Below are 13,893 nucleotides of genomic sequence, written 5' to 3'. Positions count from 1 at the left end.
CATTTGAGTTTAAATATGAAAACACCTAACTTTGTATATGAAAAAACCAGTGAAGTTAACTTCACTGGTTTTAATTAATTTATTGTAAAACTTGTCAACCTATTTTAGGACGACTCAAAAAGAATCAATCTTTACTATTTAAGCATCCCCCAAAAACCGGAGGTAATGTATATCCTGATTATTGATGCCGAAAATATTACCCAGACAAAAATACTGACAATACTTGCTAATAAAGATTTAATATAAGCAGTTTTACTTTTTTTATTCAGAAAGCCATGATAAAAAACGGTAAAATAAAAGAGTTGGAATACAAAAAATACCAGAACGGCATAATTATTTCCAAAATGGAACAAATAAGATGTCGGAAGGATTAGCAGCGCATAAATCAAAATACAAAATCCAAGCATATACATCCCAGCAACCAGATGTTCTATATAATTGTATCTGGCTTTTCTGTAAAATAACCAAAAAATCAGCGCTGTCAAAGGTAAGGAGCACATCGCCATCAAATTCGAATACTTATTCGTAAAATGCTGAACCTTATTACCGCGTTCATAAACGTGAATAGCATTTTGTCTCTCTGCAAGGCTCACAATTTTATTCAATTCAGGATGAGCTTTAAGCACATCTGGGGTTACTTTGGGTTCGCCCACAGTTGCCACAAAAACAAATACTGCTGCAATTAGGAAAAAGAAAGTAAGAGGCGGAAAATATTTTTTGCGTTTTCCTTCAATATATTCACGTGCAACAATACCGCTTTTTTTTGCCAAATCCCGGATTAGCTGGAACAAACCCTTGTCGGCATGCGTAAAATAATGTAGCCCTTCATGTAATACATCATGAAAAGTCAGCCTGTGCAACGTTGATTTCTGACTGCAATTTGGGCAATAATTATATTCCTTAGCGTAATTTGTTTCACAGTTCCTGCAAATCGATTCCATATTGTTTTGTTTTAATGCAAGATACAAATTCCGTCATTCGGTTAAATATTTTTATTCTTTGTTTTTTTTGCAGCTATTTCCAGCTATCCGTTTCAATCTTGTTATTGCATTATAATCTGTGTAAAAGAGTAAAATCCGCTTGGCAATAACAAGGATTTTCACTGCTATCTGGGCTAAAACCCTCGATTGCAACACAGAACTCCTGCTTCTTTGTAATTAATTTACTTTTCTATCTTTGCATACTATGAAACAGCTTCCAGAATCATTACAACACAAACTACAGCAACGCAAACAAAACAATGCTTTGCGCAATCTTTCATTTTCTGGTGATTTAATCGATTTCGCCTCCAACGATTACCTCGGATTTGCCCATTCCTCAGCGATTTTCAACAAAACACATCAGCTTTTACTCGATAGGAATATCAAAATAAATGGTGCTACAGGCTCTCGGCTGCTTTCCGGAAATCATGCCATATATCATGAAACCGAAGATTTTATTTCCCATTTCCATCAGAGCGAATCGGCTTTAATTTTCAATTCGGGTTACGATGCCAATCTCGGCTTTTTTAGTGCTGTTCCACAACGGAATGATTTAATTCTGTTTGACGAGTTATGCCATGCTTCTATTCGAGACGGAATTCAGCTCTCGAATGCAAAATCGTACAAATTTGAACATAATGACCTGGAAGATTTGGAAAGACTTATCCAGCGTTTCCGGACTGAACACAGCCAAAATCCAAAAAATGAAATTTACATCGTTACTGAAACCGTTTTTTCTATGGATGGTGATTGTCCTGAATTGGATAATTTGGTTGAATTGTCAGAGAAATACAATTGCAATCTGGTAGTGGATGAGGCACATTCATTGGGTGTTTTTGGTGAAAAGGGAGAAGGATTGATCCAAAGTTTAGGATTGCAAAGTAAAATTTTTGCTCAAATTATAACTTTTGGAAAAGGATTGGGCTGTCACGGAGCAGCTGTTTTAGGAAGCCGGGAATTGAAAGAATATCTAGTCAACTTTGCCCGAAGTTTTATTTATACAACAGGACTTTCACCGCATTCGGTTGCAACAATTCTTGTGGCCTATCAAAATCTGGAAACGGAAGACAAAATAATTCAAAAGTTGCGGGAAAACATCGTTTATTTTAATCAGGAAAAGAGTTTGTTAGGTCTGAAACCTATGTTTGTAAGGAGTAAATCAGCCATTCAATCCGCTATAATTCCGGGAAATGAAAGGGTTAAATCGATTGCAAAACAAATTCAGGCAAACGGCTTTGATGTAAAACCGATTTTATCACCAACGGTTCCTGAAGGACAAGAACGATTGCGGATTTGCCTGCATAGTTACAATTCCAAGGAAGAAATTTCGGCTTTGATGCACCGTATTTACTCACTTCTTTAAAAATTCAAAAAAATTTTGTAACGTTTTGTTTCTTTGATTACTTACGAGTCGTAATCAAATAAACCAGATAATTATGAAAACAAAAATCAAATCGGTACTTACAGGTATAGCATTAGTAATGGGAATTACAACAAACGCGCAAACAACTCAAATAGAAAATTCATTATTGTGGGAAATCTCCGGAAAAGGTTTGGCAAAATCCTCTTATTTGTACGGAACAGTTCATATGATGTGCGAATCGGATTTTAAAATAACTGAAAAAACGAAAAGCGCTTTTGAAAAAGCGGACAAACTGGCTTTGGAACTCGATTTTGACGACGCTTCCGAAGTGACAGCCATGCAACAATCGGGAATAAGCAAAGAGCCATTAAGCAAAATCGTAAGTACGGAAGATTACCAAAAGCTGGATGCTTTTTTAAAGCAAAAATTAGGACAAGGAGCCAAAAACTTTGAAAATTATACTTTGGTATCGATCATGAGTATGGTAATGTTCAAATCGCTGGATTGTACCCCAAAATTATATGAATTGGAGTTTTTTAAAATGGCAGCTGGGAGGAAAATAGAAACTTTAGGATTAGAAAAAATTAACGATCAGATGGATTTTCTTGGTAAATCCTACTCATCACACGAGCTTATCAATCAGCTAAACTATTATGATTCGGACTACTTTAAACGATTAACTGCAATATACAATTCGGAAGCATTGACTGAAATTTATCAAATGACCACCAATCCTAAATTTATGGATGCTGAAGGAAAAAAATGGATGTTGGATATTCGAAATAAAAACTGGGCAATTAAAATGCCTGAACTAATGAAAAATGAAAGTGTTTTCTTTGCCGTAGGAGCGGCACATCTGGGAGGAGAGCAAGGAGTAATCAGCCTGTTGAGAAAGTCCGGTTATACCGTAAAACCAATAATGAATTAAACCAACGTTTTGGAATCAAAGGAAAAAGAATTTTTAACCCGGATTGAAACGCACAAAGGAATACTGTATAAGGTCTCCAAGATGTATATGGACAATTGGGACGATCAACAGGACTTGTTCCAGGAAATAGTTTGTCAGCTTTGGAAGGCATACGACACTTTTAGAGGAGAAAGTCAATTTTCAACATGGATGTACCGTGTAGCTATCAATACTTCGATTGTTTTTCTGAAAAAAGAAAAACGAAAAGTTGATAAATATGAAATTGCCTCCGAAAACATCAGGGAAGAAGAGAATGATGCACACATAAAAGAAAGTCAACTAGAGCATTTTTATCGTGCTGTGCAAAAATTAGATAAGATAGATAAGGCGATTATCTTTTATCAGTTGGAAGGCTTTTCCCATAAGGAAATTGGAGCTAACTTAGGTATCTCTGAAGGAAATGCCAGGGTAAAACTTAATCGTGCTAAAGAAAAATTAAAAGAAATTATAAAACAACAAGGCTATGGACTTTAAAGACATACAATCCGCCTGGAACAACGAAGAAACCGATAAAGTGGTTGTTCCAACACAAATAGAGAAATTAAAATCGGCAAACATGCCTTTAGATAACATCAGAAAGAATTTGAAAAAGGAATTCGTGTATCAAATTATATCGATTATTTTTTTGGGAGGCATACCCGTGCTATTTAAATTTCCGCCTTTATTAACCACAGCGTTTTATGGATTATTTGTATTGTTTGTGGTGATTTGCGCTTATTTTTTAGCCAAACTGTTTTTGTTTTATAAACGATTAAATACTGTAAATACAAATACAAAAGACAACTTATATGATACGTATTTCGATGTAAGATTGAATATGGAATTGTATAAATCGTTTACCTATTCCATAATGCCTTTTGCTTTAATTTTTGTGGGGATGATTATTGTAAAAGACCATTCTCAAGAAATGATTGATGTGATTTTGCATAAAAAATCGGGAGATTTCATGTTAGGAATGTTGTTTGGTGTTTTTATTGGAGCGATGGTTTCGGTCGCTTTTATTACAGAATGGTGGGTGAACCATTTTTATGGGAAATATGCCAAAGAAATTCGAAAAGTCATAGACGAATTAAAAGAATAAATGAAATAAGCCCATCTTAACGATGGGTTTTCTATTTTTGCATAAATTCAATTTAAATGAAACTATTTGTCACGGGAATATCCACTGATGTAGGTAAAACCATTGCATCGGCTATTATTACAGAAGCTTTAGAAGCAGATTATTGGAAACCAATACAAGCAGGCGATTTAGATAATTCCGACAGTCATAAAATCAAGAGTTACATTTCGAATGATAAAACGAAAATCCACGAAAACAGTTACCAGTTAAACACGCCGGCGAGCCCTCATCTTGCGGCCAAATTGGATGGGATAAATATCGATCTCAAAAAAATAAAAGAGCCTGAAACAACTGAAACATTGGTTATAGAAGGAGCAGGAGGACTTTTCGTTCCGTTGAATGATACGGATTGTGTTGTCGATTTAATTCAAAAAGAATATAAAGTTATTGTTGTTTCGAGGCATTACTTGGGAAGTATCAATCATACTTTATTGACAATAGAAGCTTTGCAAAACAGAAAAATCGATATAGCCGGAATTATCTTTTCCGGTGATGAAAATCAGTCTTCCGAAGAAATCATTCTAAAGAAAACAAACATAAAAATGATTGGGCGTATAGAAAACGAACCATATTTTGACCAAAATGTAATTCAATATTATGCAGATTTGTTTCGTGACAATCTATTGAATTTGAAATAAACCAAAATCACATGAATCTTTCAGAAAGAGATATAAAATACAATTGGCATCCTTACACTCAGCATAAAACAGCGCAACCTCATATTGCCATTGTAAAAGGCGAAGGCGCACTGCTTTGGGACGAAAACGGCAAAGAATATATTGATGCCATTGCCTCTTGGTGGGTAAATCCTTACGGACATTCCAATACGTTTATTGCAGATGCTATTTACAAGCAGCTAACGACTTTAGAGCATGTTTTGTTTGGTGGTTTTACACACGAACCGGCAGTTTTGGTTGCCGAAAAACTAATGCAGATTGTACCAGACAATCAGAAGAAACTTTTTTTCTCAGACAATGGTTCCACTGCTGTGGAAATTGCCATAAAAGTTGCCTTGCAGTATTTTTATAACAAAGGTGAAAAAAGAACCAAAATCATCGCTTTTGAAAATGCCTTTCACGGCGATACGTTTGCGGCCATGGCGGCGAGTGGTATTTCATTTTTTACCGAAGCTTTTCAAGGTTCTATGATTGAAGTGACCAGGATTCCGGTACCCACAAAAGGCAACGAAAAAGCGAGCTTTGAAGCGTTGGAAAATTTGGCTGCAACCCAAGAATTTGCCGGGTTTATTTTTGAGCCATTAGTGCAAGGTGCGGCCGGAATGGTTATGTATGAAGCTTCGGAACTGGACAGACTTATCTCTCTTTGTCAGCAGTACAACGTTTTTACCATTGCTGACGAAGTCATGACAGGTTTTGGCAAAACCGGTAAAAATTTTGCGTGTAATTACCTGACGGTGCAACCGGACATGATGTGTTTGTCAAAAGCACTGACCGGAGGCACTATTCCAATGGCAATTACAACGTTTACACAGGAAATTTTCGATGGTTTCTATGACGACGATGTCAATAAAGCATTGTTTCACGGGCATACTTTTACAGCAAATCCAACAGGTTGCGCCGCTGCTCTGGCAAGTATGCAATTACTGGAATCGGATGAAATGCAGCAAAATCTGGAAAGAATCAATCAGCAGCATTTGAATTTTCAACAGAAAATCGAAAACCATCCAAAAGTAAAAACCACCCGCATTCTCGGAGTCATTTTTGCCTTGGAAATCCAAACCGGATCTACAGAAAGCTATTACGGGAATTTTCGAAACAAACTGTACAATTTCTTCATCGGAAAAGGAATTCTCCTGCGTCCCGTAGGCAACATAGTTTATGTCCTGCCGCCCTATATTATTTCAGATGACCAACTGCAAAAAGTATATAAAATTATCGAAGAAGCTTTAGAAATAGTGTAATTTTGGAGCTATTCCCGCTATCCGTTGTAATCTTTTTATTTTAAAGAAAAATAAAAAGGATTTCCACTGCTATCAGGGCTATGTATCACAATTGTAATTTAATATTGACATTGATTCCAAAAATTGCCATAACAGCTTTGTCTTCTTTCTCTCCTTTGGGAAATCAACCTGAGAAAATCTGGGCTGAATACCTAAAGGAAACTTCCCTGATTGCAAAAAAGGAAATAGGAGGACAAAGCGTTTCTGTAGCTGCTATTTCAGAAGAATTACTGGAAATGGTTTCAAAACTCAGGGCTTCAGAAATTAAATATAAATCTCTGGATAATTCTGTTTTGTATGGTATTTTGTCAGCGAGGCAAGCAGTAAAAAACGCAGGCTGGACTCCAGATGATATTTTTGGAATCAACATTGGCTCCTCTCGTGGCGCCACTGAATTATTCGAAAAACACCACCAGGAATTTATTGAAACAGGGAAAACAGCTACATTGGCTTCACCTACAACTACATTGGGTAATATTTCCTCTTGGATTGCCCATGATCTAAAGGCAGCCGGACCGGAAGTTTCTCATTCTATAACCTGTTCTACCGCTTTACACGCTATTTTAAATGGAATTGCCTGGCTTCGGGCCGGAATGGTCGATAAGTTTTTAGTGGGCGGAAGCGAAGCTCCTTTGACGCCTTTTACAATAGCCCAAATGCAAGCGTTAAAAATCTATTCCAATTTAGAATCGGAATACCCATGTCAGTCATTTGCTTTAGAGAAAACCAAAAATTCAATGGTTTTGGGTGAAGGAGCCGCTATGGCTTGTCTTGAAATTGGAGAAAAAGAAAATGCATTGGCTTATATTGAAGGAATCGGTTATGCAACAGACATCCTAGAACACAATATTTCCATTTCCACTGAAGCGGATTGCTTTCAGAAATCAATGAAAATGGCACTGGAAACTACAGATTTATCGGAAGTAGATGCAATAGTAATGCACGCGCCAGGAACAATAAAAGGAGATTTGTCCGAATACAAAGCCATTCAGAAAGTTTTTGGTACATCCCTTCCGATGCTGACTACGAATAAATGGAAAATTGGACATACTTTCGGTTCGTCTGGGATTTTGAGTATTGAGTTGGCTATTTTGATGATAGATCACCAGAAATTTATCGGAGTTCCTTTTGCGAAAGCGCAGCCAGAAAGGAAAGAAATCCGCAAAGTATTGGTAAATGCGGTTGGTTTTGGGGGAAATGCGGTTTCTGTTTTAATCAGTAGAGAATAAAATTCAGCGACTAATCAGTGATTTCCAAATCTTTCAATTTCTCAAAAATCAAGCTGCTTTCAAATCCTTTCCGAAGCAAGAAATCACAGAACTTTTTTTTCTTTTTATTTAAATTGGTTTCTCTGATTGATTCCCAATGTTTTTCGGTGAGAGCATGAAAATTATGCAGATAGGTTTCCTGTGGGATTTCCTTTAGTGCTTTTTCGATATTGTATTTGGTAATATTTCTGAATTTCAGTTCGTTAATTATTCGGACTTTTCCCCAATGCTTAATATTGTGTTTCCCTCGGGCAAAACTACAGGCAAAACGCTCTTCATTCAGGAAATTATTTTGGATCAGGTGCGCAATAACTTCATCAATCTCCTGAGATGACATTGCAAGGGTTTTCAATTTATCGACCACTTCATTATGGCATCTTTCTTGATAACTGCAATAATATTCGAGCTTTTGGACGGCTTGAGGAAAAGTAAAGATTTTTTTTTGCATAAAAAGTTACAACTGATTTCAAAAATACTACAATTCTTATGAAGGTTGTTGATTAATTCCTGAATTAAGTTATAAAAAGCCTTAACAAAAAACAATCCACTTCCTTAATTGTAGGAAATAATTTATAAAAAACACAAAATCATTGAGAAATTTAAAGAATTAACGATAAAATAATGTGAATTCAACAATGCTACATTCGTTTTATTAGAATTTTATACTATGTTTGTTGCCCTTGTTTGAATTTTAACTCGTTGAATTTCAGCAGGAATATCTCACTAACAAATTGTTTTTTTTTATGAAAATTAAATTACTTATTTTTTCATTATTGTTCTCTGGGCTAAGCTGGGGACAGTTTAATATTGCGGCAGGGTCAACTAATTACACTCAGAATTTTAATGCCTTAACCTCTGGCACTTGGGCTGATAATACTACCGTTACCGGATGGTATGCAAATACATCAAGCGGAACAGGCACGACGATAACTGCTTATGGAGCAGGAACAGGAACTACTACAGCAGCCGGTCTTTATGCCTTTGGTGTGGCAGGGATAAATGCTTTGTCTGACAGAGGGTTAGGTTATTATGCTTCAAATGCTTTTACAGGAGGGTCAGGTACAGGTAAAGGATATATAGGATGGAGATTGAAAAATACCACCGGATCGGCAATTAGTTCTATAACGGTTACCTGGACAGGAGAGCAATGGAGAAGAGATAATGCTTCGGCACAAACTTTGTCCTTGTTCTATCAAACAGGAGCAACTGTGGTCAGTTTGACAACAGGAAGCTGGACAGCGGCACCATCAACATTTACATCACCTCAACTATCAGCTACAGCACTTGCTTTAGATGGAAACGCAACGGCAAACAGAGTAGCCGGAATATCAGTTGTCATAGCTGTAAGTATTCCTGTAGGGGAAGAAATAATGTTGAGATGGGAGGATTTGAATGATTCAGGAAACGATCATTCAATGGCAATTGATGATGTCACAGTGAATGCTGCATTATCTGCAGGATGCACAGGACCTTCAACTCAGGCATCGGCTATAGGAACAAGCAATTCCACCTTGAACGGTTTCGATATAAACTGGACTTCCGGAAATGGAAACGGCACAATAGTTGTAATTCGGGATAATTCATTGGTGAATGCGCTGCCTGTTTCAGGAACAACATATACAGCTAGTTTAGATTGGGCAACTGCAGGTCAGATAGACGTGAATAATAGAGTGATTTTCAGAGGCTCAGGAACATCTGCAGCTCCAATAACCGGATTGAATCCCGGTACGGAATATAGAGTTACAGCATACGAATACAATACTACGGGGGATTGTTATAATTTAGCTTCTCCGACAAGTACTGTTGCTTACACTATGAGTGCGGAGCCTACAGCGCATGCGGCAAGTTTTACATGTACAACGATTTCTTCAAGTCAGATTGATTTGAATTTTTCAGCAGCCAATACCATAACAAATGGTAAAGCGTACTTGATTTTAAGTAAAATAGGATCCGTCCCGACAGGTCTTCCGACTGATGGAGTTTTTTACACTGCCGGAACAACTATAGGGGACGCTACAGTTATGGGTTATACTTCCTTGGCTGGGACAGATACAACGTTTTCGGCAACTGGTCTCTCTTCAAATACAAATTATTATTTTGTTTTAATACCGTTAAATTCATATATAAGTGTAGCGCAAACCATGAATTACAGGACGTCTGCAACGATTCCTTCTTCAAATTGCACGACACCAACAGCTCCTTGCGTAAGCGAAGATTTTGTAAGCTTTGCTGATTGGGCTAACAATGGAACCGCATTAGATGCTGTTGCAACTCATTACGGTGCTGCATCACCTTGCAGGGCACTTGGATCGGGTGATGATTTAATTTCACCTGCTGTTAATAACCCCGTCTCTTTGCAATTTCACCAAGATAACAGTAATCCAGGGACTGCTACAATTGATTACAAGATAGGTGCAGGAGTATGGGTTTCGTGTTACTCTTTTGCTACAAATAATGCAGGAGCAAATGAAACGGTAGACTTAACTAATGTTGCTGGAGTAAATTTGTCTTTACAAAACAATGTAACCTTTAGATTTAATTCTTCTTTTAATACATGGTATTTGGATGATGTTGTGATTACCTGCGGGCCACCGTCGGCAGCATGTACAACTCCGGCAGCTCAACCGACTGCATTGAATTTTTCATCTGTAACCCAAGCTGGGTTTAATGGTTCTTTTACAGCTGCATCACCTGTACCAAGCGGGTATTTAGTTGTTTATAGTACCAGCTCAATCTTGGCTGTGGGCGATTTACCGGTAAATGGAGTAACATATGCAGCTGGAAATACATTGGGAGATGGCACCGTTGCTTATGTAGGAACTTCAACCTCTTTTTCAGTTTCGGGCTTGTCGTCAGGGATACCATATTATACTTTTGTATTCTCTTATAATTCAGGGTCTTGCGTTACGGCATATAATACGACTTCGCCTTTGTTAGGAAATGTTACAACATCACTTTCTTATTGTACTTCAAATGGAAATACAACCTACCAAACATCAATAACGAATGTAACTTTAAATACAATTAACAACACATCGGCGAAACCATCAGGTTATTCAGATTATACAGGGATTTCAACAGACCTGGAACAAGGGGCAAGCTATCCGATGTCAGCCAGAATAAATACAGATGGGAACTTTACGGTTTTAGCTTTTGTATGGATTGATTTTAACCACGATTTTGATTTTAATGATGCGGGAGAAGCATTTGATTTAGGTTCTGCTACGAATGTAAGCAATGGCTTAAGTTCTTCATCCCCACTTACCATCAATGTTCCCCTATCTGCCACAACCGGGCCAACAAGCATGCGCGTTATTGTAACTTATGATGGAGATTCCTCTCCTTGCCTGACTGGTTTTGACGGCGAAGTAGAAGATTATACGATAAATATCACCAGCTCCTGTACGCCAACGCATACTGTGACAGGTTTTGTTCCGGTATCCGGGCCAACAGCAACAGAAGTAACCCTAATAGGAACAGACTTCTCGGCTGGAACAACAGTTGGCTTTAACGGCATAAATGCCACTGTGGTTTTTGTAGACAGCAACACCTTAATCGCTACTGTCCCTACAGGATCAACAACTGGAAGTATAACTGTTACTGAAGGAGGCTGTAAAGTCGTCTCGGGTAATTTCACTCAAATCCAAAAAACAGGGACATGTTCTAACGGAAATAATCTGACAGATTTGATTATCTCGGAAGTTTATGACTCTCTTGTAGGGAATTCGTGGTATATGGAATTGTATAATCCGACAAGCAATCCGATAAATTTAGATGCGGTGGGAGCTGATTATAAATTGATCCGTTATGGAGATATAGGGACTACCAACGGAATAAGAACAGTCGATATTTCAGGAATTATTGCGCCTGGAGGAACGTATCTAGCTGATTTAGGTTCAGATTCTTCTTGTGGTGCTATGGCTTTTAATTTCACAGATAAAGCCAATGGAATCAATGAGAATGACGAAATTCAGCTTATCAAAAATAATGTTATAGTTGATAGAGTCCACTGCCCTAATGAGAAAGGGTACTCCATCATAAGAAATCTAGCTGCTGCCGGGCCTTCTGCTGTTTTTAATGCCGCGGACTGGACCACTAATCTTAATGAATCTTGCGCGAATCTGGGTATGGTACCATTTACTTCTTCTAATAACACGCCAACGGTAAATACAAATCCTACTGATGTAACCGCTTGTGGCTCTACGGCTAATTTAACGGTTACCGCTACAGCAGGAAGCGGTGGCGGCCTAACATATCAATGGTTTTATAATAACGGAATTGCAACAGAATGGACAGCGGTGACGACATTGCCAGGGCTTATCATTACAGGGCAAACTTCCAATGCTTTGAGCTTAAATGGTACTGTCGGCTCATACGGAGGTTATCAGTTTTATTGTCAGGTGACTGAAGGAGGAACTTGTTCTATTGCTTCAGATGCAGCCCAATTAAATGTAATTTCAACAATATGGAATGGAACGGGATGGTCTAACGGAACCCCTTCCGTAGGAAAACTTACTATAATCAATGGAAATTACAATACAACAACTCATGGAGATATCGATGCCTGTAGCTTGATTGTAAATACAGGATTTACTGCTACAGTTACTGCTAATCATTACATCAATATTGAGAATGATTTAACGGTTAATGGTACTTTGGATGTTCTGGATGACGGATCGTTAGTACAGGTAAACGATGCTGGAATAAATACCGGAAATATTTTCATGAAGCGTGTGGCTACCATCCGTTTGTTAGATTATGTTTATTGGTCGTCACCGGTTGCAGGTTTTGCTGTTGCAAATGTTTCTCCGGGAACGTCTTTCAGTAAAATTTGGAAATGGAATTCTTCGGTTGTTAATCCTAACGGAGGGTTTGGAAATTGGCAAAATGCCAACGAAAATATGAGTATCGGTAAAGGATATATTATTAGAGCGCCAAACGGATTTAACGCTACACCTCAAGCAATGACTGCTAATTTTATAGGAGTTCCTAATAACGGAGTTATAAGCGCTTCTATTGAAAGAGGAAATTTCACAGGAGTAGATTATTCAGGTACAAATGGAGTTGTCATAACTAAAAATGATGACAACTGGAATCTGATCGGAAATCCATATCCTTCAGCAATCAGTGCCGTAGACTTTTTAGCATTAAATGCGAATATTGAAGGGTCTGTTCGTGTGTGGACGCATGGAACATTACCAAGTAACGCTGCAACTAATCCGTTCTATGGTTCGTATGCTTATAACTATTCTGCAAGTGATTATATTGTTTACAATGCGACAGGACCGTCAACTCAAAATGGTTTTGACGGTTACATTGGGGCAGGGCAATCTTTCTTCGTTTTGATGAATGACGGACCAGCAACAACTGAAAATGTTACATTCCAAAATACATTAAGAAATACAGGACACAGAAACGATCAGTTTTACAGAAACGCTGGTCAGCAAAATACCGCGAACAGTATAGAACGTCATAGAATCTGGGTTGATTTAGTTTCTGCTACAGGAAATGTAAACAGAGCCTTAGTAGGTTATATTGAAGGCGCTACTCAAAATAAAGACCGTTTATACGATGCGTATTCAGACCGGAAAAACACTCAGGATTTCTATTCCATTGTAAATGATGAACCGTTAGTTATTCAGGGTAGAGCATTGCCGTTTAATGCAGATGACACGGTTCCTATGGGTGTTAAATTGCCTACAAACGGAACGTATACCATTGCAGTCGCTTCAGTTGACGGATTATTCTCTGGTAACGCACAAACGATTTATCTGGAAGATAAAGCATTGAATGTGATTCATAATTTAAGCAATGCCCCATATCAATTTACAGCAAACCAGGGAGTTATGAATAATCGTTTTGTATTGCGTTATACCAATGCGACTTTGAGCAACCCGGATTTTGAATCGGCAGAAAACAGTATTGTCATAAACACGTTAAATAATGATATTAAAATCAACTCTTCGTTGAAAAACATTAAAGGGCTTACTGTCTATAACGTTTTAGGTCAGTCTTTAGCGGCTAAAAAGAATGTAAATGCAGCTCAGGCTGTTGTGAATTCAATCGTGAGAAGCAATCAGGCTTTGATTGTAAAAATCACTTTAGAAAACGGACAGACAATAACCAGGAAAATTGTTTTCTAACTATTTTAAAAATATACAGATGAAGAAATCCCTCAATTGAGGGATTTTCTTTTTTTGTTGAAAACTTGTTATCCGGTAATGATAAAAAACAC

10 protein-coding genes are annotated in these 13,893 nt (G+C 37.6%); 8 read left to right on the top strand and 2 right to left on the bottom strand.

Annotation, left to right across the window (positions count from 1 at the left end; genetic code table 11):
• Positions 1 to 134: 134 nt before the first annotated feature.
• Complete coding sequence (locus tag ACRDEC_RS02390; RefSeq protein WP_431496728.1) at positions 135 to 941, bottom strand: DUF3667 domain-containing protein; 807 nt, start codon at positions 939 to 941, stop codon at positions 135 to 137.
• 244 nt (positions 942 to 1,185) lie between these two features.
• On the opposite strand from ACRDEC_RS02390, the gene ACRDEC_RS02385 reads away from it, so the two are divergent.
• From ACRDEC_RS02385 to ACRDEC_RS02355, 7 genes are all read left to right on the top strand, one after another.
• Positions 1,186 to 2,343, top strand: coding sequence for an aminotransferase class I/II-fold pyridoxal phosphate-dependent enzyme (locus tag ACRDEC_RS02385; RefSeq protein WP_431496727.1), 1,158 nt, complete (start codon positions 1,186 to 1,188; stop codon positions 2,341 to 2,343).
• 73 nt (positions 2,344 to 2,416) lie between these two features.
• Complete coding sequence (locus ACRDEC_RS02380) at positions 2,417 to 3,271, top strand: TraB/GumN family protein (RefSeq protein ID WP_431496726.1); 855 nt, start codon at positions 2,417 to 2,419, stop codon at positions 3,269 to 3,271.
• Positions 3,272 to 3,280: 9 nt separating this feature from the next.
• Positions 3,281 to 3,784 carry an RNA polymerase sigma factor gene (locus ACRDEC_RS02375; RefSeq protein ID WP_431496725.1) on the top strand — a complete coding sequence of 168 codons (504 nt, stop codon included), beginning with the start codon at positions 3,281 to 3,283 and terminating at the stop codon, positions 3,782 to 3,784.
• On the top strand, positions 3,774 to 4,391 hold the full coding sequence (locus ACRDEC_RS02370; protein WP_431496724.1) for a hypothetical protein: 618 nt from the start codon (positions 3,774 to 3,776) through the stop codon (positions 4,389 to 4,391). Before ACRDEC_RS02375 ends, ACRDEC_RS02370 begins: the two co-directional genes overlap by 11 nt.
• 56 nt (positions 4,392 to 4,447) lie before the next feature.
• A complete protein-coding gene (bioD, locus tag ACRDEC_RS02365; protein ID WP_431496723.1) occupies positions 4,448 to 5,068 on the top strand; it encodes a dethiobiotin synthase in 621 nt (206 codons plus the stop codon).
• Positions 5,069 to 5,079: 11 nt separating this feature from the next.
• A complete protein-coding gene (bioA, locus tag ACRDEC_RS02360; protein ID WP_431496722.1) occupies positions 5,080 to 6,351 on the top strand; it encodes an adenosylmethionine--8-amino-7-oxononanoate transaminase in 1,272 nt (423 codons plus the stop codon).
• Between the two features lie 110 nt (positions 6,352 to 6,461).
• A complete protein-coding gene (locus ACRDEC_RS02355) occupies positions 6,462 to 7,619 on the top strand; it encodes a beta-ketoacyl synthase N-terminal-like domain-containing protein (RefSeq protein WP_431496721.1) in 1,158 nt (385 codons plus the stop codon).
• 10 nt (positions 7,620 to 7,629) lie between these two features.
• On the opposite strand, the gene ACRDEC_RS02350 is transcribed toward ACRDEC_RS02355, so the two are convergent.
• Positions 7,630 to 8,106 carry a regulatory protein RecX gene (locus ACRDEC_RS02350; protein ID WP_431496720.1) on the bottom strand — a complete coding sequence of 159 codons (477 nt, stop codon included), beginning with the start codon at positions 8,104 to 8,106 and terminating at the stop codon, positions 7,630 to 7,632.
• A 295-nt stretch (positions 8,107 to 8,401) separates the two neighbouring features.
• Between ACRDEC_RS02350 and ACRDEC_RS02345 the strand changes: the two genes are divergently transcribed.
• The gene (locus tag ACRDEC_RS02345; protein ID WP_431496719.1) at positions 8,402 to 13,801 is read left to right on the top strand and encodes a GEVED domain-containing protein; all 5,400 of its coding nucleotides are present in this window, start codon (positions 8,402 to 8,404) and stop codon (positions 13,799 to 13,801) included.
• The last annotated feature ends 92 nt before the right edge of the window (positions 13,802 to 13,893 follow it).

The sequence above is a fragment of the Flavobacterium sp. genome (genome assembly GCF_050696275.1).
Lineage (GTDB): Bacteria > Bacteroidota > Bacteroidia > Flavobacteriales > Flavobacteriaceae > Flavobacterium.
This window is presented reverse-complemented; position numbering and strand designations above follow the sequence as displayed.